Source organism: Acinetobacter sp. Res13-Abat-PEC15-P4-01, from assembly GCF_015676285.1.
In the GTDB taxonomy this organism is placed as follows: Bacteria; Pseudomonadota; Gammaproteobacteria; order Pseudomonadales; family Moraxellaceae; genus Acinetobacter; species Acinetobacter nematophilus.
The window spans coordinates 214,470-236,169 of sequence record NZ_JADAIN010000050.1; the positions used below are offsets into that span (position 1 = coordinate 214,470).

Below are 21,700 nucleotides of genomic sequence, written 5' to 3' on the forward strand. Positions count from 1 at the left end.
GGCTTATGTCTTTTAGACCCGATATAAACATGTTTAAACAAGAAATCTCTGACCTTAATTTAAAACAATTGAAAGCAGGCGAAAAGCGTTGGATTGGTACAATGCTTGGTTCTTCTGCTGCCTTACTCTTTAAGGAAATAACGGAGAAGTCTGAACAACTTTTTGTGCTGGTTGCGCGCAATAATCAACACTTGACGCAACTTGAAAGTGAACTTGAATTTTACGGTGTTAAGCCCATAATTTTTCCAGACTGGGAAATCTTGCCATATGACCGTTTATCACCACATCAAGATATAGTGTCTGAACGACTGTCTATTCTTGCCAATATGCCACAGAAAGGTATTTTGTTGGTATCGGCAACAACATTGGCACAGCGGGTTGCACCAACCTCATGGATTTTAGGTGAACATTTTGATATTAAGATTGGTCAGAAGTTTGATTTAGAACAACAAAAATTAAAACTGGTTCAAGCAGGTTATCATTTGGTTGATACGGTTTATGACCACGGTGAATTTGCAGTACGGGGCAGTATCATGGATATCTATGCGTCTGGGCAAAATGCACCGATCCGCATAGATTTGTTTGATGATGAAATCGACAGTTTAAAATTCTTTGATCCTGAGACTCAAAGAACAACAACAAAACTTGAGCATTTCACTGTATTACCGGCTAAAGAGTTTCCTTTAAAAGAAGCGCGTTCAATATTCAGAGATCGCTACGCTGAAAGTTTTCCAACGGCGAATCCCAAGAAAAATCCAATTTATCAAGACGTATTAGAGGGAATTGCATCGCCGGGATTGGACTTTTATTTTCCTTTATTTTTTACCCAAGCTGCGATGCAGACACAAAGCTGTTTGACATCGTACTTACCCGGCAATGCAATTGTCATTACAGATAAGTATATTGAGGAAGGTTTAACCCAATTTTGGGCAGATGTCATGCGCCGTTATGAAGATAGACGGCACAATATTGATCAACCACTACTGCCACCTGAAGAAGTTTTTATAAAACCCAATCAGTTGTTTGAACATTTAAACCAGTTTGCAAGAATCATTGCATCTACAGAACAGATCGAATTAAAAACAGGTTGTATTAATCTATCTGTCGAAATACCCCCAAAATTACCTGTCGACCCAAAGCAAGAACAACCTTTTAAGGTCGTCAAGCAATATGTTGATGATGCCAATCATCCTGTGCTATTGGTGGCAGAGAGTGCTGGACGTCGTGAAACTTTGAAAGACGCCCTAAGAGCGAGTCTGGGGGAAATCCCTGTTGTTGAGAATTTTCAAATTTTCCAGCAATCGAATTTCTCCGTTGCGATCACAAACGCGCCTTTAGACCGTGGTTTGGTCATTTGTGATGAATTGTCGGTAATTTCTGAAAATCAGCTTTATGAACATCGGGTTGTACAGCGTCGTCGTAAGCGTCAACAGGAAGTTTCCGAAGAGTTTTTAATTCGAAGTTTAACTGAACTGAATATCGGTGCACCCGTGGTTCATATCGACCATGGTGTTGGTCGTTATGCTGGTTTGGTTACATTGAATATTGACGATCAGGATTATGAGTTTTTACAACTCAACTATGCCGACGATGCAAAAGTTTATGTACCTGTGACCAATCTGCATCTCATCAGTCGTTTTAGTGGAGGTGATCCAGACTTAGCACCTTTGCACAAACTTGGAACGGATGCATGGAACAAAGCAAAACGAAAAGCACTCGAACAGATTCACGATGTTGCTGCTGAATTATTGCATATTCAAGCACGACGCCAATCAAAACCGGGTATCAGTTTTGAATTGGATCAAAGTACATATATGCAGTTTTCCAGTGGCTTTGCCTATGAGGAAACGCTAGATCAAGCCAATGCAATCGAAGCGACACTATATGATATGCAACAAGCCAAACCGATGGATCGTTTAGTGTGTGGTGATGTAGGGTTTGGTAAAACAGAAGTTGCAATGCGAGCAGCTTTTGTGGCTGTTCAGAACAATCGACAAGTGGCGGTTCTTGTACCTACCACATTGTTGGCACAACAGCATTATGAGTCTTTTAAAGATCGTTTTGCTGATTGGCCGATCCGTGTTGAAGTGCTCTCTCGTTTTGGAACAAGTAAAAGTCATGTCAAAATAATTGAGGACTTGGTTGAGGGTAAAGTTGATATCGTCATTGGAACTCACAAAATCCTTCAAGAAAATGTGCAGTTTAAAAACTTAGGCTTGATGATTGTTGATGAAGAGCATCGTTTTGGTGTAAGGGATAAAGAACGCATCAAAGCCATGCGTGCTGATGTGGATATGCTGACGCTGACGGCTACCCCGATTCCACGAACGCTGAATATGGCATTTGGGGGGATGCGTGATCTTTCGATTATTGCAACACCACCGGCACGTCGTTTAGCTGTTAAAACTTTTGTGAATGAGCAAACCAACGAGACCATGAAAGAAGCGATTTTACGTGAATTGCTTCGTGGTGGGCAGGTTTACATCCTGCATAATGAAGTCGAGACCATTGAACGAGCTGCGGAGAATATTCGTCAACTGGTTCCTGAAGCAAGGGTAGCTGTTGCACACGGTCAAATGCGCGAACGTGAACTAGAACAGGTCATGCAGCAGTTTTACCACAAAGAATACAATGTTCTGGTGTGTTCAACGATTATTGAAACGGGAATTGATGTCCCGAATGCCAATACGATTATCATTGAGCGTGCAGACAAGCTGGGGCTTGCGCAATTGCATCAACTGCGTGGACGTGTCGGGCGTTCGCATCATCAAGCGTATGCATATTTGATGGTCCCTTCGCTGAAAGGGCTAAAAGGTGATGCAGAAAAGCGTTTAGATGCAATTTCAAGAGCATCGAATCTTGGTGCAGGTTTTATGTTGGCAACTGAAGATTTGGAAATACGGGGTGCCGGTGAGTTACTGGGTGAACAGCAAAGTGGTTCAATGAATGCCATTGGTTATAGTTTATATATGGAAATGCTGGCTAAAGCGACCAAAGCCATTCAACAGGGTAAAACGCCAAATTTTGATACTCCGCTTTCGCTCACCTCGGAAATTACTTTACACATGCCTGCATTGATTCCTGATGAATACCTGGGTGATGTACATCAGCGTCTTATGTTCTACAAACGGATCAGCAATACAGATACAGCAGATAAATTAGACAATATTCGGATGGAGCTGATCGATCGTTTTGGTGTGCCGCCACAACCCGTCAAGCAGTTATTTAGCGTGCATCAAATTCGTATCAAGGCAGAGCAGTTGGAAATCACCAAGATCGATATTGGTGCACATGGTGGTGTGATTGAATTTTCACCTGATACACCAGTGCAAGCGATCAGTATCATTCAATTGATGCAAAAACATCCGACCTGGTTCCGTATGGAGGGGGGCCAACGCCTGAAAGTAATGGTCATGTTGGAAGAATACGAGAAGCGGATTCAGTTTGTGCAAGATTTATTGAATAATTTGCTTGCTGAATTAAAGCGTTAATTTATCAATATGTTGAAGATGGGTAATCTTTATTCAGTACTGAGAAAAAATCATGAAATTTTTTCAGAGAAGCTCTTGAAAAAAAACAATGATTCTTTAAAGTGTAATTGTGATCAGGTTCAAAACAAACTGTGTTTATTTGTACCGAAACACGAGATAACCAATATTCACACGAAAACCGATGTGTTAGTATTAGCCATCCTTTTAATTTTGCGTCATTTATAAAGATATGTTTAGTTTGCATCCACAACTTGCTCAAGATACTTTTTTTGTAGGCGATTTCCCGCTTTCAACATGTCGTTTAATGAATGATATGCAATTTCCGTGGTTAATTCTTATCCCACGCGTACCTGGTATCACTGAATTATATGAATTGAGTCAAGCTGACCAAGAACAGTTTTTGCGCGAGTCAAGTTGGTTGTCTAGTCAACTGTCACGTGTTTTCCGTGCTGACAAGATGAATGTGGCTGCATTGGGCAATATGGTTCCACAATTACATTTTCACCATGTGGTGCGTTATCAAAATGATGTAGCTTGGCCTAAGCCTGTATTTGGCTTGCAGGCGGTTCCATACACCAATGAAGTGCTAGCACATATGCGTCAGACATTGATGTTGGCATTGCGTGGTCAAGGTGATATGCCGTTTGATTGGCGTATGGACTAAGTTTTTAAAACAGCACAAGGGAAGTGTTTAATAAAATGACATCCGAGGTAAAATATTTTGCCATTTGAACGTATGTTAGATAAAGAGCCTAAGCAATTTGAAATATTCCAGCGTTTTATGGGATATTTGATTATTGCACTGCTTGTTATCATTTATTATTTTACTTCTCCTGTTGCTAACTATCAGTTCTATGTTCCTTTTTTCATTGGTTTTATTTTTTTAGCCAGCCCCAAATTTTCTCGCTGGCTGGAATACTCTTACGGTTCAAAAATCCGTAAAAATATCTATTTTTTAGTGGATGTTATTGTTGTTTCGACAGCACTGGCTGCAGTACATTTGAGTTTGGTGGTTTCTTTTGTACTGTTGTTTGCACTGATCTATACTGCCATCAACAGTAAAATTTCTTTCATGATGGCGTCTTTAGCTATTCTGATCGCTTTTATTGTTTTCTATACCAACATTATCTTCATTTTCGGCTTCTACGATTATTTCCAGCAAACCAGTCCCGAACTTTCAGTGCTGTCTTTTATTGGCATTATTCTGTTCGTTAATATCGGCAATTATTACCAAAATCGCCGTATTAAAAGTGTGGAAATCAAAAAAAACACCTATTTCAATGAAATGAACCGCTATATCGAGTTGTCAAATCAACTCAGCCGATATGCACCATTGCAACTTTGGCAAGCGATCATGCGTGGGGACACTGAAGCAAAAATTGAATATAAACGTAAAAAAATCACAGTTTTCTTTTCGGATATCCAAGGTTTTACGGAATTATCGGAAACATTGATTCCAGATGATTTGGCATTTGTTCTAAATGATTATCTGAGCCATATGACTGAAATTGCAAAGCAATATGGTGCAACCATTGATAAATTTATGGGCGATGCAATTCTGATTTTCTTTGGTGATCCAGATTCACAAGGTGTGGAGCAGGATGCAAAAAACTGCATCGATATGGCAATTGCCATGCGACAGCAAATGAAGTTTCTGCGTGAACGCTGGGTGAAAATGGGATATGCGCCATTACATATCCGCATGGGTGTGAGTACAGGCTATTGCCACGTTGGGAATTATGGTGCTGTACATCGTATGGCCTATACGATTGTTGGTCGCGATGCAAATTTGGCTGCACGTTTGCAATATGCTGCGGATATTGATGAAATTCTTGTTTCAGATGAAACTTATAAATTGATTAAAAATGATTATCTCTGTGCGCCTAAATCACCTATTGAATTAAAAGGTATTCAAGGTAAGGTGAGAACTTGGCAGGTCATGGAGAAATACTCCGCCAGTAAAAATGAAAATCAGCAATGGTTTGACTATGAATATAAAGGCTTTCATTTGGTGCTCAATTTAGAGGAAGTGCAAAATTTTGAGTATCCAGAACTGGTTGAAGTACTTGAAAAAATGGTTGACCGTATTAAAGTTCAGCAACGACTGACCAATGCTCAGGGTGTTGCAAGATTAAATGCTGAAGATGAAATTCGCTAAAGCTAAGCGGCTTTAAAAATTTTAGCTGATAGATCCAAGTCAGCGATTAGGGTTCAAGACTGACCAATGAATTAAAAAACCACTCAATTGAGTGGTTTTTTAATTTTTTAATTCGGCACTTTTATGAACTATTTAGTGATTTTCTGAAGCATGGTTAATGGTGTATTTAGGAATTTCTACTTCCATATCTTCATCCGTGATTTTAACTTGGCATGAAAGTCGTGAGTCAGGCTCTAATCCCCATGCGCGATCAAGTAAATCTGCTTCAATATCATCCATTTCTTCAAGTGCATCAAAGCCTTTGCGTACAATAACATGACATGTAGTACATGCCTTAGACATATCACAGGCATGCTCAATTTTAATACCATTGCTTAATAAACTTTGGCAAAGATTGGCATTTGGTTCAACTTCAAACTCAGCACCATTTGGACAAATTGTTGCATGAGGTAGTACTTTAATACGTGGCATAGTCTTTACCTTATAAATTAGTTTGAGTTTGACCAGTCATCAAGTTTAGTGCCTTTGAGCGCATGATCAATATGCTGATTCATACGTTCTGCAGCAAAAGCATCACTGTGGATTTTTAACTGCTCAACAGCATGTTCAATAGATTTTATATCGTCTGTTTCAAGTTGTGCTGTCAACTGTTCAGCTGCAAGATTCAATCCTTGCAGTTGTTCAGGACTGAGTAATTTGCTATCCACTTTCAGGGCTTGTTCTAAGGCCTCGAGTTCACGGCGAGCTTCAACCTTTGTTTCATTCAAATGACGTAAATGCTTGTCTTCTTCAGCGAACTTATAACCATCAAGTAAAAGACGTTCTGTGTCTGCTTCCGAAAGACCATAAGAGGGCTTGATGTCAATCTTTGCATGGACCCCTGAAGTGGTTTCTTTTGCAGACACGGAAAGTAACCCATCTGCATCGACCTGAAAGGTCACTTCAATGCGTGCCTGACCCGCTGTCATAGGTGGAATGCCATGTAGTACAAAGCGCCCTAAACTACGGCAATGCTCAACCAAATCACGTTCACCTTGCACAACATGAATCAACATGGCGGTTTGACCATCTTGATAGGTGGTGAATTCTTGACGGCGTGCTACAGGAATCGCTGTATTGCGAGAAATTAAGCGCTCTACCAATCCACCCATGGTTTCTAAACCAAGTGAAAGAGGAGTCACATCAAGCAGTAATGAGCCATCCTTTGAGTTGCCAATCAGTTGATTTGCAGTGATGGATGCTCCGATCGCTACGACTTCATCAGGATTGATTGTGCAGAGAGGTTCTTGGTTGAATACTTCACGAACTGCTTTTTGAACAGCATAAGAACGAGTAGAACCACCCACAAGTACCACATTTTGAATATCATCCAGTGTAAGCTTTGCATCGCGCATGACACGTTTGCATACGCTTATTGTTTTATCGAGTGCTACCTGAATAATCTGTTCAAAGCTTGTACGGTCTAATGTGAGATGGTGTGTCAACACTTTAATATCAACAGATTCAGCATCACTCAATGCTTCTTTAGCTTTGCGAGCAGAAACAATGAAATGTGCATATTCTGCATCGTCCAGAGTATCAATGTTAAGTTGCTTTTTTGCCCATTTTACAATCAAACGGTCTAAATCATCACCACCCAGTGCAGTATGGCCGCCCGTGGCTAAAACTTCAAAAACACCTTGTGAGAAACGTAGGATCGAAACGTCAAAAGTACCGCCACCTAAATCGTAGATAACATAATTGCGATCTGTTGCAAGGTTGGTGTCTTGATCTAAACCATAGGCTACAGCTGCTGCAGTAGGTTCATTCAATAAGCGTAATACATTCAGCCCGGCCAACTCAGCGGCATCGCGTGTTGCCTGACGTTGCGCTTCATCGAAATAGGCGGGCACAGTAATAACGGCGCCATTTACAGGATTACTCAGGCTTTTTTCAGCACGGTCTTTTAATTGCTTTAAAATTTCAGCCGAGATTTCTACAGGCGTTTTTCGACCTTGTGCCGTTTCAAAAGTAGGCATTTCATTGTCTGCACCTGTTAAAGTATGTGGGTGCTGAAATTTAATATCTGCTTTAGAACGTCCCATAAAACGTTTTACTGAGACAATGGTATTTTTGGGATCGGTCGTAATGAACGGTTTTGCTGCATCACCGTATTCTGTTGAATTTTTAGAATAATGTACGATGGATGGAAGTAACACACGACCTTGTTCATCATTCAGCACTTTGGCTTTACCTGATAATACCGTCGCAACCAAGGAATGTGTTGTACCTAAATCTATTCCAATGGCAATACGGTGTTCGTGTGGCGCACTTGATTGTCCTGGTTCAGCAATTTGCAAGAGTGCCATTTGTTACATCCTTAAAATAAAAGCTAAAAACAAATTCATGTTCAACATGTAGTTAAAATTAAAAGTTAGAAATCATCATCCAAGCTAAAATCTTCATCATCAAGAAGTTGATCTTCAGCTTTGTCTATGTCATTCATTACTTTTTGGAAAAAACGCAATTTCCGTACAGTATCACGTGCTTCAGCCCAGTCTTCTTCAGCAAAATCAATTTTGAATTCACGAACTAAGCCATCGATCCATTGTTGCACTTCTTTTTTTAGAGAATGCAGTTGATCTGTATTTGTTGCTTCATCGAGTTGCTCACGAATTTCTAGAGCAGATTGCAAAAATTCAAAATCATTAATTGATTGATCTAAATGATGATCTTGTTTTTTGAGTGAAAGTAAATATGCGGCACGGCTATCTACATGTGATAGGGCTTTATATGCTTGATTAATCTCACTCGATTTAATTAAAGCTTTGTCTTTATCATCCGCTTTATCAGGATGATACTGCTGCTGCAAGTTTAAGAAATTAGCTTTTAATGTTGCTAAATCAATATCGAGTGCTTCAGGGAGATCGAACAACTCAAAATGACTCATGGGAGATACTCATCCACGATGTTTTGCTAGAAAACAGGGTAATTAAATATGATTAAAACAGTGCAAGACACTGTTTTAACATGAAAAAAGTGCAGGGCGATTATACAGTGAAAGATTCACCACAACCACATTCACCTTTTTTATTGGGGTTATTGAACTCGAAACCTTCATTGAGACCATTTTTTACATAGTCCATTTCCATGCCATCGAGATATACCAAGCTTTTAGGGTCTACAAAAACTTTAACACCAAACTGTTCAAAGATTTGATCATGTTCGTCGATATCATCAACAAACTCAAGTACATAAGCCAAACCAGAACAGCCTGAAGTTTTCACACCAAGACGAATACCTTCACCCTTACCGCGATTCTTTAAGTAATTGCTGATATGAGTTGCAGCATTTTCAGTTAAATTGATCATGAAAACTCCATTAAAAAATTATCTGTAAAAACTTAAGCAACAAATATTAAGCTTTAGTTTTCTTGCTACGGTAATCTTCAACAGCAGCTTTGATTGCATCTTCTGCAAGTACAGAGCAGTGCACTTTTACAGGAGGAAGAGCAAGTTCAGTTGCGATATCAATATTCTTAATCGCTTGCGCTTCGTCTAAGGTTTTTCCCTTTAACCACTCGGTTACTAATGAGCTGGATGCAATTGCAGAGCCACAACCATAGGTCTTAAAGCGTGCTTCTTCGATTACACCATTGTCATTTACTTGGATCTGTAAACGCATTACATCGCCACATGCAGGTGCGCCGACCATACCTGTACCAACATTTTCTGCATTTTTATCCAAAACACCAACATTACGAGGATTTTCGTAATGATCAATTACTTTTTCACTATAAGCCATGATGCTTCTCCAAACCTCGGGGTCAGCGTTAATAATATGTATTGCTACAATCTAATATGGTGGCATTTCACTGATTTTCAATGAAATGCCGTGTTTGATTTTAGAAACTTAGTGTTCAGCCCATTCAACTGAATTTAAGTCGATACCTTCTTTATACATGTCCCAAAGCGGAGAAAGTTCACGCAATTTCTCAACAGCGGCTTTGGTAATTTTAATCACATGATCGATATCTTCTTCAGTCGTATAATGTCCGAAGCTGAAGCGAATTGAGCTATGCGCCAATTCATCAGAAAGACCAAGTGCGCGAAGTACATAAGAAGGTTCAAGTGTTGCAGATGTACATGCTGAACCGGATGAAACTGCAACATCTTTGAGAGCCATCATTAATGATTCACCTTCAACGAAGTTGAAACTTACGTTTAAGTAGTTTGCAACATTATATTCAGGATGACCATTTAAGAACACTTGTTCTAAATCTTGTAAACCATTCCAAAGCTTGTCACGAAGTACACGTAGACGCGCTTGTTCTGCATGCAGGGTTTTACCTGCGAGTTCAAATGCTTCACCCATACCCACAATTTGGTGAGTAGCGAGTGTGCCTGAACGCATACCACGCTCATGACCGCCACCATGAATCTGTGCTTTTAAACGTACACGAGGACTACGACGTACAAATAATGCACCGATGCCTTTAGGCCCATAAACTTTATGGCCAGAGAAGCTCATCAAGTCAACTTTCATGGTTGAAAGATCAATTTCAACTTTACCCGCAGCTTGTGCAGCATCTACATGGAAGTAAGTCTTGTTGGCACGAGTAAGTTCACCAATCGCAGCAACATCCGTAACTGTACCGATTTCATTATTGACCATCATCAATGAAACAAGAATTGTGTCTGGACGAAGTGCAGCTTGGACCATTTCTGGAGTAATTAAACCTGTTCTAGGTTCTGGTTCAAGATAAGTAATCTCAAAACCTTCTTCTTCCAATTCACGGCAGGTATCTAAAATTGCTTTGTGTTCAATTTTACTGGTAATGATATGCTTGCCTTTAGAACCATAAAATTGAGCAATACCTTTCAACGCAAGGTTATCAGATTCAGTCGCACCTGATGTCCATACGATTTCTCGTGGGTCAGCTTTAACTAAATTTGCGACTTGTTCACGTGCATATTCAACTTTTTCTTCAGCTTGCCATCCATAAGCATGAGAACGAGAAGCTGCATTTCCGAAGGTACCATCAAAGGTTAAACACTCCATCATGCGTTCTGCTACTTGAGGATCAACAGGCGTAGTTGCTGCATAATCAAGATAAATCGGACGTTTCATGTCAAATACCTGTAACCGATAAAAGGGCTGAATCATGGGGTGCTGAATTTTGGCGAACCGCAACGGTTTGTACATTGTCGCGAGCGACTAAGTCGGCAAGGGTGATTTTAGCTAAATAATCGGCAATATGGAGAGAGAGTTCTTGCCATAAATCGTGAGTCAAACACATTGCACCATTTTGACAATTGCCTTTATGATCACAACGAGTTGCATCCACAGTTTCATTTACAGCTTCAATAATTTCTAAGACAGTAATTTCTTCAGCATGACGCGCTAAGTGATAGCCACCATTCGCGCCTCGAACACTTGAAACTAAGCCATGACGCTTTAATTTAGCGAACAATTGTTCAAGATAAGCGACAGAGATCGTTTGGCGGGCTGCAATTTCTGCAAGCGTAATCGTTTGTTCAGTAGGCTGCAATGCTAGGTCGAGTAGTGCAGTCACTGCATAGCGACCGCGAGTAGTTAGGCGCATGATTCGATACACATGTTTTAGACTAGATGTATGAATTTTATGAATCCTGACTAAATTAGTCAAGTATTTTTAAGCTTAATTCTGACTAAATTAGTCAGAATTATTGATTATTATTATAAGAATAAAATCACATAAAATATTTTACATGAATATTTGCCATAAATTATACATGATTAGTGCCATAAATAGAAAGCCTAATACACCTAAAGCCGTATATAAACGCTGTTGATTTTGCTGCAGACGGCGAACACGATTTTGATATTGTTTTACCTCAACTTGAAGGGTATTGATCTTTGAGCGTTGCTGATCGATTTTTTCAAGCAAGGGAGCAATACGTTTTTTTGATGCACGTGTCTGATTGTCATCAGCTGGATGAGTTAACCATTGCTTCCAATCTGACAAGAGTTTAGGTGCTGTCAAATGAATCACCAGATCACGAAACTGATCTTTAATAACGTCACTGCCTTCTAAACGCATTTTTTTCATACTGCGGCGATTGGCAAAAACGAAAATTTGAACCAAATCAATTAATGTACTACTAACAGAAAGGTCTACAGGTTTTTCTGGGGCTTGCAAGTCAAACAAAATGCCGCGATCGGTAAATTGAATATAGAAGTCAAAATAAGGAATGTAACTATTTATCTTAATGGTCATTTGCTGTTCGACAAATTTTTTTGCTTGTAAACGAACAACACGATCATGTTTTAATACAAAAGAATAAATGGTTTCCAAGATAATCATGACAATGTTTAGCAACAAACGAGAGTGACCTTGCTTTTGTTGCGATTCATTCATAAAACATTCCTATAACAAATTGAGAATCCGATCTCTAAAATAACGTTGAAACAACTTTATCTGTGATGTGAAACACATTATTTCAACAATCATATAAAAAAAATATTTAAATGACCATTGTTGAATTGGCAAGTGTTCCTTAACATTAAACAATTACTTTGCTTTTGTAGAACAGTTTAGCAAAAGGTTCAATAGTTTTATTTGATATTATAGATATATTTTCTACATAATTTGGTCATATGGGCCATTAAAAGCTGGAGTTTTGGGCAAATGGAGCAGGATATGAAAAAAAGCAATAAAGAACAATTCGGTCTGCAGGAAGACCAAAATGAACAGCATTTATCACATACAAAATCGAGAAATCATAAAAAATCAGCACTAGATTTTAGAAAATATACAAAACAGATTTGGTTGGCAGGGCTGGGTGCCTTTTCGCGTGCAGAAGAAGAAGGCAATAAATTATTTGACTCTTTAGTCAAAGTTGGAGAGGAACTTGAATCAAAAACGGTTGAAGTCACTGATCAAACGGTAAATAAAGTGTCGGAGAAAACCAAAGAATCTGTCACGGAAACCAAAGATAAAGTAGAAAAGCTTCTTGATCATGGTGTAAATCACTCGCTTAATCGAATAGGTCTCGTCACGGCAAAGGATCTTCAACACCTTGAGAGCTTGATTATGCAGTTACACCATAAGGTGGATGCATTGGCGGATGAGAATCAAAACTTACGTGAGCAATTGCTCAAAAAATGAAATAATCGGGGTGAATCAAAAAAAAAACTCATTTTTAGTCGTAATTTTTGAGAAAAGCGTGTTTGGAGTCTTGCGTTTTCCCCCAAAGCATTGCTATAAAGTCGTCATGGCCTTTGATCTACAGCCTTGGAACTTAAACAAACGAAATAAGAGGACGTAATCTTCATGAATAAATCAGAATTAATCGATGCGATTGCAGAAAAAGGGGGATTGTCAAAGTCTGATGCAGGTAAAGCATTAGATGCGACTATTGCTTCAATTGGTGAAGCGCTTAAAAAAGGCGACACGGTTACTTTAGTAGGCTTTGGTACTTTTAGTGTTAAAGACCGCGCTGCACGTACTGGTCGTAACCCTAAAACTGGTGAAGAGCTTCAGATTAAAGCAAGCAAAGTACCTAGCTTTAAAGCTGGTAAAGGCTTAAAAGACTCAGTAGCTTAATCTGAGCTTATCGAAAGCGCGCCCATGTGGCGCGTTTTTTATGAAATAAAATTAAATTATCAGTGATTGCTCGTTCATTCATCTTACAATTTCAGTTAGAATCCTTACGAAATATAATATTGGAATACTCATGGAATCGTTTCGCACTCTCATAAGGGGCTGGTTTGGTAAAGTTCTCCTTGTGTTATTTTTAGCGCCATTTGCGGTGGTCGGTATTGAAGGTTATTTCAGTGGTGGGCAAAAAGCAGATGTGGCTAAAACTGTTAATGGTCAAGATATTTCTAAAAAAGAGTTAGAAACGGTCACCAAAAGCTATACGGATCAGTTATTGGCAAACCCTGCAGTTCATGGGGACGAGTCATTGTTAAACAAAGAATTTATTGCAAATAAAGCACTGGATTATCTGATCAGCCAAAGTCTTTTGAGACAACAAGCAGATAAACTGGGTGTGACTTTGAGTGATGCTCAAATTGAACAGAAAATTGCGCAAATTCCTGCTTTTCAGGAAAATGGTAAATTTTCGAATAATTTGTATGCAAATTATTTACGTTCACAAGGCTTAACCAGTCAGGCATTTATTCAAAATATTCGTCAGGATTTTGCGTTGAGTATTCTGAGTTCAACGATTTCAGATAATGCATTGATTAGTCAGTTGGATATTCAACAGATCGCAAATTTGCAATCTGAACAACGTGAATTATTTTTATCGAGTGTGAAACTAGATGATTATAAAGCTAACGTTAAAGTGACGAACCAAGAAATTGCAGATTATTACAACAAGCATCTAAATAAATTTAAACAGGTTGCTGCTGTAGATGTGGATTATGTTGTGTTGAGTCCTGCAACATTGACCCAACCAAATGCAGCCGTGTCTGATGCAGAGTTGAATCAAGCATATGCGCAATTTGTAGAGAAATATAAGCAAAATTTAAAACATGATGTAAAGCACATTCTGATTACAACGGATTCACGTACTCCTGAACAAGCTGCAACTTTGGCAAATGAGGTCTATGCAAAAATTCAGGCAGGTATGACTTTTGCTCAAGCGGCTGCACAATACTCTGAAGATCCGGATTCTAAAGTAAAAGGTGGTGCGCTCGCAGCCTATACGCCTGGTGTGTTCGGAGCTGATTTTGACAAAGCTGTTGCCTCGACTGCGAATGGTCAAGTGGCGAAACCTGTAAAAACAGATTTTGGCTATCATATTATTGAAGTCAATACACCTACGGGAACAATTCCATCATTGGAAAGTAAAAAGGTAGAATTAACAGCTGAAGTGTTGAAAAACAAATCTGCAAATTACTTCTCAGATACTGTAAACAGCTTAAATGACCAAGTTGTGAATAGCGATTCGCTTGATGTGGTAGCACAAGCTGTGAAGACAGTACAGGTTCAGTCAGCGAAGAATGTAAATTTAGCCACCAACAATCCTGTTTTGGCAGATCCTGCGGTTAAAACCAAATTATTTGCCGAGGATGTTAAAAACGGCAATACAACAGCTTCTGGTAATATACAAATGGCCAATGGTGATGTGGTGTGGATCAAGGTCCGTAAATACTATCCAGCGGGCACCCAACCTTTAGCTCAGGCTACAGCACGTGTGAAAGCACAGTTGATTGAACAGAAAGCATTTGATGCTGCACATGCAAAATTGAATGCAATGATTGAAGATTTCAAAAAGTTACCTGCACAAGCAGTGACTGCGAAATACCAATCTAATTTTGTACATGCAGGAACATTCACGCGTTCACAAGGGCTTAAACGCGAAATTGAGCGTGCTGCATTCAGTCTGCCTGTACCCAAAGCGGGTATGTGGTCTGTGACTACAGCCAAGTTACCTGATGAATTGGTCGTTGTAGCAGTTGCCAATGTGAAAAAAGCAGATATTGCTCAAATGAATCCGGCTGAAGTACAACAGTTGACTCAGATGTACCAAAAATTCCGTGGTGAACAATTACTTGATGATTATTCTCGTTATTTGAAATCACAAGCCAAGATTAAATAATTGTGAAATTTAGCAAATAAAAAAGCGCTTCGGCGCTTTTTTATTTGCTTGTGTGTTTTGCCCTGAACTTGTGTAGTTATGGTTAAAGCTGATTACGGTATTGACTTGGGCTTAGTTCAAATTGCTTTTTAAATGCTTGGCTGAATGCGGTTTCAGAAGAATAGCCTACTTGATGGGCAATTTGCTGAATGGAGAGTTGACCTTGTTTAAGCAGTTGGCTGGCCAGACGTAAACGGTGTTGCTGTAAATATGCCAGCGGTGTCTCGCCAATAATCTGATTGAATAGGCTGGCAAATTTTGAGCGAGACATACAACAGGTTTCAGCTAAACTTTCTACGGTCCAGTTATGTTCGGGGCGACTATGGATGGCTGCTAAGGCATTTGATAATTCAGGATGAATCAATGCATTCAACCAGTTATTGTGGTCTTGCATTTGTTCAATGAAATCTCGCACGGATTCAATCATTAAAATGCTCACCACATGATCCATGATCTTGTTTTTGCCTGCGACAGTTCTACGCGTTTCAGCAGATACAAAATACAGCCCGATTTTAAGCCACTCAGGCGCTTCATCACTCAATGCATTTTGAATGTGTAGGAAGGGAGGGAGTGCATTGATTAATGGACGTGCCATAATCGCATTCATATGGCATCGTACAGTCAGTATCAAAGTTTTTTCTGAACTACCCTGACCAAATTCGATGGCATCCTGTCTGAGTCCATCAAACAAAGGTTCAATATTTAAGTTTTCAATCAGTTGGGTATTTGGCTGGTTTTTAACGGTATGGGCTAATCCTGCGGGAATTAAAAACATATCACCCGTGTGTAAAGTGACATGCATTGAAGGGGAAAATTCTAAATAAGCATCGCCATACAAGACAATATGTGCAATGACCGCATCTTGTTTTGGGCTCTGGAATGACCAGTCGCCTTGCGCTTGCAGATAAATATATTCTGAATGGTTGAGATGAATATCATCAAAAATTTTACTTAAAGCATCCATAATTATGGTTTAAATTTCCTATTTTCAAATAATAAAAAGCTGTGATGTAATTAAAACATGTGCGTAAAGGACAATCCCTGTGTTGAAGATGCCAAAGACTTTTTCATAGGTTTTATGGACGCTTGCAACTGTCTTTCAAGTGATCTTTATTTAAATATATAGATAAGTAGAAAGATAGGGAAGATACAGCCATGAATGCACCAGTTCAATTGACTGAACAGCAATTGCTAGAAATAAAACCGAAATCAGGTTTGGCACTTGATAAGAAGCGTTATCTTTGGATGATTAGTCCATCACTGCCAGTGATTGGCTTGGGTATTTTGGCGGGCTATCATGTTGCACCTAAGCCACTTAAAAAAGTTTTTGCATTGGGTGGTCCGATTGTATTACATGTGATTATTCCAGCTATTGACTCTTTAATTGGTAAAGACCAAAACAATCCAACGGCTGAAGATGTCAAATTACTCGAACAAGATCCTTATTATTCTCGATTAGTTAAATCTTTTATCCCTATTCAATATGCAGCAAATGTGTATGCTTGCTATTTGGTTGGCCGTAAGCAAACTTCATTGCTTGATAAGATACTCTTGGGTATTTCAATGGGTGCGATTAACGGGATTGCCATCAATACGGCGCATGAACTCAGTCATAAACATGATCGTATGGATCATATTTTGTCACATTTGGCTTTAGTTCCTTCCGGATATAATCATTTCCGTATTGAACATCCTTATGGACACCATAAGCGTGCTGCAACTCCAGAAGATCCAGCTTCTTCACAGATGGGTGAGACTTTTTATGAGTTTTTACCACGTACAGTCATCGGATCATTTAAATCCGCAATCGAAATTGAAACCAACCGCCTTAAACGCAAAGGGCTTGGGTTTTGGTGTAAAGACAATGAGTTGTTGCAAGGCTGGAGCATGACTGCGGCATTCCATTCATCAATGGTGGGATTATTTGGTCAAGGTATATTGCCATATTTGGCTACGCAGTCCGCATATAGTATTGGTTTATTTGAGATCATTAACTACATCGAACACTATGGTTTATTGCGTCAAAAGGATGAAAAAGGTAAATATGAACGTACCATGCCAGAACACAGCTGGAATAATAATAATATTGTGACGAATTTGTTCTTGTATCAGTTACAGCGTCATTCAGATCATCATGCTTATCCTACACGCCCATTCCAGGCATTACGTCATTTTGATGAAGCCCCTGAGTTACCAAGTGGTTATGCGAGTATGTTGTTGCCGGCGATGATTCCATCATGGTGGTTCAAGATCATGGATAAACGTGTATTTGACCATTATAAGGGCGATTTGAGCAAAGCCAATATTTATCCAAAACGTCGTGCTAAGATCTTTAAAAAATTTGGTGTAATTGACAAATTGTTCAATAAGTAAATATACATATGCAATAAAAGTCCAATACTGGGCTTTTACTGCGTTTAAAGCTTTGCTCAATCAAGCGCTTTTTAATATTGAACAACATGTAATCTTTTGAATTCGTCATGCAATGAATTACATCTTCATCGGAAGACAATTGATCATTTAAGCAGATTGTACGCCTTATAAAGTGTTGATCGGTTAGATAAAATTTTATTCATTAAAGTAACACCAGATAAAAAATTCTCTTTAAAAATACTATCTTTCTTGTCGTGTTTCTTCCATAGTATAAATAAGTAATTTTAGATGCTAATAGGTTATTTGGACGTTTATATGAAATGGGAAGAAGTAGGCAATCAACCTTGTTCAATTGCGCGCACGTTGTCAGTTTTAGGTGATCGTTGGACGATGCTTATTCTTCGTAATGCATTTATGGGAATGCGTCGTTTCGATGATTTTCAAGCAAATTTAGGTGTCACTCGTCATGTACTCGCGGAGCGTTTAAAACGTTTGGTTGAACATAAAATATTGATCAAAGTTCCCTATGTTGAGCGACAAGAGCGTTTTGAGTATCGTTTAACGGAGAAGGGCCTAGAGCTTTATCCAATTTTACTGACAATGGTGACATGGGCAGATAAGTGGATGGATGAAGGCTTAGGTGCACCGATGGCATTTGAGCATACGGCATGTGGACACCAGTTTACTGCAGTTTTGGTCTGTTCTGAATGCCAGCAGGCCATTACGGCACGTCAGGTCAAGCCTTCAATTACACCCGCATTTTTTCAATATTTAGAGAAAAATAAACAGGCATGATTGACTTGTGTGAATCTAGCCTTACTTAAATCTGAACGATAAAAAGGTCAGCCATGTAATAATAAAACATAAAGCTGAAATATCTTTAAAAAATAAGCATCGTTTAGGCTGTAATTCCATCTTAAATGGTATTTTTAACAGACATTCAATATCATCTATTATTTTGATATATTGATGTATGTGAAGGTGTGGGAAATTTATACCATATGGGATAAAAAAATATATAATTAAAACTTGAATTAAAAATTTGAGTTTAAAGCTAAACAATAACTTTTTGTGAAACTAACATTGAGATCATTAACAATGAATAATCTTTTATTTTAATTAAAAGTTATAAGTACTTAATAGATGATAATTATTTAAATGAAAAAATATTTTAATAGCTTAGGAAAATGTAATACGGAGCGATGATATGGGAATTGGATCAAGCCCTACAGTTGGAGAAACATGTGATAGTTGCTTACAGAAGTTCACAATTCACTTTCGAAGATGTGAAGATAATATCTATGATGGAAGTTATGGTTTTGATTGGTACAGACCCGAATATTTTAAAAAGTTAACCTATTTTAGAGCCAATACCGCAGCAGAATTTGGAAAAAAAGTCGCTTTAGTCAGTGGTTCTATAGCCTCATTAAAAGCGACTTATACCAGTGATCAAATCAGTAAAATTAGCCCATTTGGTACTGAATATATTCCTGCGTGGTTGGCGATCTACCCATTTTCACAGGAAAATATGGACCATTCTAATTCTTTGAATCGTGAGGTGAGGTTAAATTTAGAGTTAAAGTTATTAAATTCAGAAAATAATTTTTCCTTAAATAATGATGGTTCCAAGATTAAATTTGAGGTTTCGAATCCTCATATTGTTATTGAGCCAACAGAGTTCAGTATCGAAGATTTTATTTACGCAAATAAAATGACCCGAGATTTAGGTGAAGAGAATAAAAGAGAAGAAGAGACTTATTATCTAGCATCCGAGATCGTTAAGATTAAGTGTGTAGGTCCTTTACAAAAACATGGAGAAATCATCGTTACAGCAATAAAAGGTGAGGCGCAAGAGAAAGTAGGGAAGCTGATGATTTACCATAATGCGGTAATTCCAACTTTAAAAGTTGTTTTTGTAGATGTAGTGACTGATGGCCTAAGCCAAAAACGTACGCATGATTATGAGGATTTTTTAAAAAATAGATCATTTAACCAAGCCTTAATTAATGTAGAAATGACAAATGCTTCAGAGTTTGATTTTAGAAAATATCGTAAAAATGATGTCGATGTAAATATTTCTTTAAATAAACTTAATATCAATGATACCAGTTATTTTTTAAGTGATTTAAGTAAATTTTATAAAAAATATCAAGATAAAAATTTAGCAATAAAAAACTATGTTTTTGTAACAAATGTTTCAAAAAAAGAAGGCGTTGGTAGTGGGGGAGAAAGTGTTGTTTTATTAAAATGCCCACAGAATATATTTAATCAAGTGGTCGTACATGAGTTGGGACATCGTTTTGGACTAGATCATATATTTGAAGCACAGAAATTAACTGCCAAAGGATCGAGTTTTCAGTTTTTACGAGGCACAACAGCTAATTTTTTAGATTATGATCATAGAAAAAGTGATGATAATGAAAAGAATAATAACAAGTCTAAAGCTATAGCCAATCCCAATTTATCATTGAAATATTTTTTCAAATACCAATGGGATTTACTTAGAAATAGAGTGAAATAATGTATTTATCTAAGATATAAAACATCATATCAATGATTCATTCTACTTAACGACGAAGTAGAACGAATCAATATATAAATTGATTTATAAACAATTTGCAGGTTTAGGAATGCCTGCCAAGCGACTTAAATGACGAGCAACCAGTCCTGTATTAAACTTATTTTGCAACACAGCATTATCAATTTCAGGACTTACGCTTTTCATTAAAAATTTAATCAATGGGCGAGTTGCAGGAGAGTGGCCAAATTGAGTGTAAAATTGACGAACCGCATATAAAATTTCGAAATGCCAGGGAGTAAGCTTGAGTTCTAAACTTTGTGCCAGCGCTTGAGCAACCTCTTCATTCCAAATCGTATAATCAACTAAGTGACCGTCTTGATCTAATTCTAAACCCATAAAACAACCTAAATGATGTAATTTAAATGATAAATAAAAAAATTACAGGGAAGATAATAAAAACCACATTGAGGGTTTATTTTAAACTGATGCAGCGTGTGAAGTCCAAAACCAGTTCTGCAAAATGTGCATAGTTGATTAATTGAATGTGATTTGGGCATTTTTCTGGGAGAATTTCCGCATCATTTTCTATGATGTAGATATTTTTCTTCTGTTCTAAGCGATCGTCATGTGCGTATAGCACGGCGTCCCCCATTAAAATGATATGATCATGGGGAGAATACATTTGATCAAGTTGGGTTAAAATTCGATCTGTTTGGGAAAAGCATGATTGAATTAAGTAAAGTGTTTTATCAGACATTCGTAATTACCTTAATCATTTTACCAATACAGAACATGGTCAAAGGACTGAATAAATTCACTATTCAGATCGATGAATGCTAACTCTTGTTGTGATTGAGTAACAAAAGCGTTGCTTTTATTCATATTCTCTACTAAAACTGGGGTTAGATCATAAAATTCAAAGCTATCGACCATGTTCGACGCAAGTTTAAATGCCTGTTTTAGAGCTTCAAAATCCAATTCGGATTTTAACAAACTTAGTCCGGCATCTTTAAGTAACACTTTGACTTTGCAACCAAAAGTAGCAAGAACCATAGTTGCAGACAAGCTTTCATAAACTTGCAGATTGGTTAAGTTTGCTTGGGTTAAAACCACGAGTACAGTATTCACACAAATTACCTTTTAAATGCAACACTCTAATGGGAAGATCAACTTAGAATTGAATGAGACGATCTGTAGATTGGACTGCATCTGCAAGTTCTCCAAGTCCAACAAGATCAAAACCTTTTGCAAGATTATGTGTTTGAATTTGATGGCGTTTAGCATTTTCTTGATCTGTTATTCCACGCGCTAGGGCGGCACTCACACAGACAGGAAGTCGAATTGCGAGTTTTTGCCACTCTACAGATAAATTACGTTGATCATCAGGAATCCATTGCAAGTTGTTGGCAACTTGTACACCATCTTGATAGAAGAACACACGAAATTCTTGATCTTTTGCTTTTAAAGCCTGAGCTAACCCCAATGCATGCCATGCATGAATTGAACTTGGAGCAGCAGTGATTAGTAATAAAGTACTCATTTGATG

At 38.2% G+C, this 21,700-nt stretch carries 22 protein-coding genes; 9 read left to right on the forward strand and 13 right to left on the reverse strand.

The annotated features are described in order from the left end of the window. Positions 1-29 precede the first annotated feature (29 nt). The 3 genes from mfd (at position 30) to IMO47_RS18025 (ending at position 5,649) form a co-directional block, all read left to right on the forward strand. Positions 30-3,491, forward strand: a complete 3,462-nt coding sequence (gene mfd, locus IMO47_RS18015; RefSeq protein WP_196076813.1) for a transcription-repair coupling factor — start codon at positions 30-32, stop codon at positions 3,489-3,491. Between the two features lie 229 nt (positions 3,492-3,720). Further along, on the forward strand, positions 3,721-4,155 hold the full coding sequence (locus IMO47_RS18020; RefSeq protein ID WP_004830893.1) for an HIT domain-containing protein: 435 nt from the start codon (positions 3,721-3,723) through the stop codon (positions 4,153-4,155). Positions 4,156-4,212: 57 nt separating this feature from the next. Continuing rightward, the gene (locus tag IMO47_RS18025; RefSeq protein WP_004830892.1) at positions 4,213-5,649 is read left to right on the forward strand and encodes an adenylate/guanylate cyclase domain-containing protein; all 1,437 of its coding nucleotides are present in this window, start codon (positions 4,213-4,215) and stop codon (positions 5,647-5,649) included. 132 nt (positions 5,650-5,781) lie between these two features. Here IMO47_RS18025 and fdx read toward each other — a convergent pair whose 3' ends face one another. From fdx to IMO47_RS18065, 8 genes are all read right to left on the reverse strand, one after another. After that, the gene (gene fdx / locus IMO47_RS18030) at positions 5,782-6,120 is read right to left on the reverse strand and encodes an ISC system 2Fe-2S type ferredoxin (protein ID WP_004830890.1); all 339 of its coding nucleotides are present in this window, start codon (positions 6,118-6,120) and stop codon (positions 5,782-5,784) included. A gap of 17 nt (positions 6,121-6,137) precedes the next feature. Further along, entirely contained in the window at positions 6,138-7,997 is a 1,860-nt protein-coding gene (gene hscA / locus IMO47_RS18035; protein WP_196076814.1) for a Fe-S protein assembly chaperone HscA, read from the reverse strand. A gap of 65 nt (positions 7,998-8,062) precedes the next feature. Next, the gene (hscB, locus tag IMO47_RS18040) at positions 8,063-8,578 is read right to left on the reverse strand and encodes a Fe-S protein assembly co-chaperone HscB (protein ID WP_196076815.1); all 516 of its coding nucleotides are present in this window, start codon (positions 8,576-8,578) and stop codon (positions 8,063-8,065) included. A 100-nt stretch (positions 8,579-8,678) separates the two neighbouring features. Continuing rightward, entirely contained in the window at positions 8,679-8,999 is a 321-nt protein-coding gene (gene iscA / locus IMO47_RS18045) for an iron-sulfur cluster assembly protein IscA (RefSeq protein ID WP_004830887.1), read from the reverse strand. Positions 9,000-9,045: 46 nt separating this feature from the next. After that, positions 9,046-9,432 (reverse strand): Fe-S cluster assembly scaffold IscU, encoded by a 387-nt coding sequence (gene iscU / locus IMO47_RS18050; RefSeq protein ID WP_058971838.1) that lies wholly within the window; start codon positions 9,430-9,432, stop codon positions 9,046-9,048. 108 nt (positions 9,433-9,540) lie between these two features. Beyond that, on the reverse strand, positions 9,541-10,758 hold the full coding sequence (locus IMO47_RS18055; protein WP_196076816.1) for an IscS subfamily cysteine desulfurase: 1,218 nt from the start codon (positions 10,756-10,758) through the stop codon (positions 9,541-9,543). A gap of 1 nt (position 10,759) precedes the next feature. Then, complete coding sequence (locus tag IMO47_RS18060) at positions 10,760-11,233, reverse strand: Rrf2 family transcriptional regulator (protein WP_004830884.1); 474 nt, start codon at positions 11,231-11,233, stop codon at positions 10,760-10,762. Between the two features lie 141 nt (positions 11,234-11,374). After that, on the reverse strand, positions 11,375-12,028 hold the full coding sequence (locus IMO47_RS18065) for a hypothetical protein (protein WP_196077780.1): 654 nt from the start codon (positions 12,026-12,028) through the stop codon (positions 11,375-11,377). 270 nt (positions 12,029-12,298) lie between these two features. Between IMO47_RS18065 and IMO47_RS18070 the strand changes: the two genes are divergently transcribed. The 3 genes from IMO47_RS18070 to IMO47_RS18080 all read left to right on the forward strand — a co-directional run bounded on the left by IMO47_RS18070 (position 12,299) and on the right by IMO47_RS18080 (position 15,221). Next, complete coding sequence (locus tag IMO47_RS18070) at positions 12,299-12,778, forward strand: phasin family protein (protein ID WP_196076861.1); 480 nt, start codon at positions 12,299-12,301, stop codon at positions 12,776-12,778. A gap of 165 nt (positions 12,779-12,943) precedes the next feature. After that, positions 12,944-13,216: an HU family DNA-binding protein gene (locus IMO47_RS18075; RefSeq protein WP_004720620.1), complete on the forward strand. Its 273-nt coding sequence runs from the start codon at positions 12,944-12,946 to the stop codon at positions 13,214-13,216. Positions 13,217-13,346: 130 nt separating this feature from the next. Continuing rightward, entirely contained in the window at positions 13,347-15,221 is a 1,875-nt protein-coding gene (locus tag IMO47_RS18080) for a SurA N-terminal domain-containing protein (protein WP_196076863.1), read from the forward strand. 82 nt (positions 15,222-15,303) lie between these two features. Here IMO47_RS18080 and IMO47_RS18085 read toward each other — a convergent pair whose 3' ends face one another. Beyond that, on the reverse strand, positions 15,304-16,224 hold the full coding sequence (locus IMO47_RS18085; RefSeq protein WP_196076864.1) for an AraC family transcriptional regulator: 921 nt from the start codon (positions 16,222-16,224) through the stop codon (positions 15,304-15,306). Between the two features lie 191 nt (positions 16,225-16,415). Here IMO47_RS18085 and IMO47_RS18090 point away from each other — a divergent pair, with 191 nt between their 5' ends. The 3 genes from IMO47_RS18090 (at position 16,416) to IMO47_RS18100 (ending at position 20,154) form a co-directional block, all read left to right on the forward strand. Continuing rightward, a complete protein-coding gene (locus IMO47_RS18090; RefSeq protein WP_196076865.1) occupies positions 16,416-17,633 on the forward strand; it encodes an alkane 1-monooxygenase in 1,218 nt (405 codons plus the stop codon). Positions 17,634-17,948: 315 nt separating this feature from the next. Next, positions 17,949-18,428: a helix-turn-helix domain-containing protein gene (locus IMO47_RS18095; protein ID WP_196076866.1), complete on the forward strand. Its 480-nt coding sequence runs from the start codon at positions 17,949-17,951 to the stop codon at positions 18,426-18,428. A gap of 412 nt (positions 18,429-18,840) precedes the next feature. Beyond that, a complete protein-coding gene (locus IMO47_RS18100; protein ID WP_196077781.1) occupies positions 18,841-20,154 on the forward strand; it encodes a hypothetical protein in 1,314 nt (437 codons plus the stop codon). A gap of 84 nt (positions 20,155-20,238) precedes the next feature. On the opposite strand, the gene IMO47_RS18105 is transcribed toward IMO47_RS18100, so the two are convergent. The 4 genes from IMO47_RS18105 to tusD all read right to left on the reverse strand — a co-directional run bounded on the left by IMO47_RS18105 (position 20,239) and on the right by tusD (position 21,694). Further along, on the reverse strand, positions 20,239-20,550 hold the full coding sequence (locus tag IMO47_RS18105; protein ID WP_196075262.1) for a TusE/DsrC/DsvC family sulfur relay protein: 312 nt from the start codon (positions 20,548-20,550) through the stop codon (positions 20,239-20,241). Between the two features lie 76 nt (positions 20,551-20,626). Then, positions 20,627-20,911 carry a DsrH/TusB family sulfur metabolism protein gene (locus IMO47_RS18110; protein ID WP_196075263.1) on the reverse strand — a complete coding sequence of 95 codons (285 nt, stop codon included), beginning with the start codon at positions 20,909-20,911 and terminating at the stop codon, positions 20,627-20,629. A 20-nt stretch (positions 20,912-20,931) separates the two neighbouring features. Next, positions 20,932-21,282: a hypothetical protein gene (locus IMO47_RS18115; RefSeq protein ID WP_196075264.1), complete on the reverse strand. Its 351-nt coding sequence runs from the start codon at positions 21,280-21,282 to the stop codon at positions 20,932-20,934. A gap of 43 nt (positions 21,283-21,325) precedes the next feature. Further along, positions 21,326-21,694, reverse strand: a complete 369-nt coding sequence (tusD, locus tag IMO47_RS18120; protein ID WP_042087054.1) for a sulfurtransferase complex subunit TusD — start codon at positions 21,692-21,694, stop codon at positions 21,326-21,328. Positions 21,695-21,700 lie beyond the last annotated feature (6 nt).

Excerpts from the sequence above, each read along its gene's own strand:
- IMO47_RS18095 (WP_196076866.1), top strand. The coding sequence starts at position 17,949 with ATGAAATGGGAAGAAGTAGGCAATCAACCTTGTTCAATTGCGCGCACG.
- hscA (WP_196076814.1), bottom strand. The coding sequence starts at position 7,997 with ATGGCACTCTTGCAAATTGCTGAACCAGGACAATCAAGTGCGCCACAC.
- IMO47_RS18090 (WP_196076865.1), top strand. The coding sequence starts at position 16,416 with ATGAATGCACCAGTTCAATTGACTGAACAGCAATTGCTAGAAATAAAA.
- IMO47_RS18100 (WP_196077781.1), top strand. The coding sequence starts at position 18,841 with ATGGGAATTGGATCAAGCCCTACAGTTGGAGAAACATGTGATAGTTGC.
- iscA (WP_004830887.1), bottom strand. The coding sequence starts at position 8,999 with ATGATCAATTTAACTGAAAATGCTGCAACTCATATCAGCAATTACTTA.
- IMO47_RS18080 (WP_196076863.1), top strand. The coding sequence starts at position 13,347 with ATGGAATCGTTTCGCACTCTCATAAGGGGCTGGTTTGGTAAAGTTCTC.
- IMO47_RS18075 (WP_004720620.1), top strand. The coding sequence starts at position 12,944 with ATGAATAAATCAGAATTAATCGATGCGATTGCAGAAAAAGGGGGATTG.
- IMO47_RS18020 (WP_004830893.1), top strand. The coding sequence starts at position 3,721 with ATGTTTAGTTTGCATCCACAACTTGCTCAAGATACTTTTTTTGTAGGC.
- hscB (WP_196076815.1), bottom strand. The coding sequence starts at position 8,578 with ATGAGTCATTTTGAGTTGTTCGATCTCCCTGAAGCACTCGATATTGAT.
- IMO47_RS18085 (WP_196076864.1), bottom strand. The coding sequence starts at position 16,224 with ATGGATGCTTTAAGTAAAATTTTTGATGATATTCATCTCAACCATTCA.
- fdx (WP_004830890.1), bottom strand. The coding sequence starts at position 6,120 with ATGCCACGTATTAAAGTACTACCTCATGCAACAATTTGTCCAAATGGT.
- IMO47_RS18065 (WP_196077780.1), bottom strand. The coding sequence starts at position 12,028 with ATGAATGAATCGCAACAAAAGCAAGGTCACTCTCGTTTGTTGCTAAAC.
- IMO47_RS18055 (WP_196076816.1), bottom strand. The coding sequence starts at position 10,758 with ATGAAACGTCCGATTTATCTTGATTATGCAGCAACTACGCCTGTTGAT.
- IMO47_RS18110 (WP_196075263.1), bottom strand. The coding sequence starts at position 20,911 with ATGTCTGATAAAACACTTTACTTAATTCAATCATGCTTTTCCCAAACA.
- IMO47_RS18105 (WP_196075262.1), bottom strand. The coding sequence starts at position 20,550 with ATGGGTTTAGAATTAGATCAAGACGGTCACTTAGTTGATTATACGATT.
- iscU (WP_058971838.1), bottom strand. The coding sequence starts at position 9,432 with ATGGCTTATAGTGAAAAAGTAATTGATCATTACGAAAATCCTCGTAAT.
- mfd (WP_196076813.1), top strand. The coding sequence starts at position 30 with ATGTTTAAACAAGAAATCTCTGACCTTAATTTAAAACAATTGAAAGCA.
- IMO47_RS18060 (WP_004830884.1), bottom strand. The coding sequence starts at position 11,233 with ATGCGCCTAACTACTCGCGGTCGCTATGCAGTGACTGCACTACTCGAC.
- tusD (WP_042087054.1), bottom strand. The coding sequence starts at position 21,694 with ATGAGTACTTTATTACTAATCACTGCTGCTCCAAGTTCAATTCATGCA.
- IMO47_RS18070 (WP_196076861.1), top strand. The coding sequence starts at position 12,299 with ATGGAGCAGGATATGAAAAAAAGCAATAAAGAACAATTCGGTCTGCAG.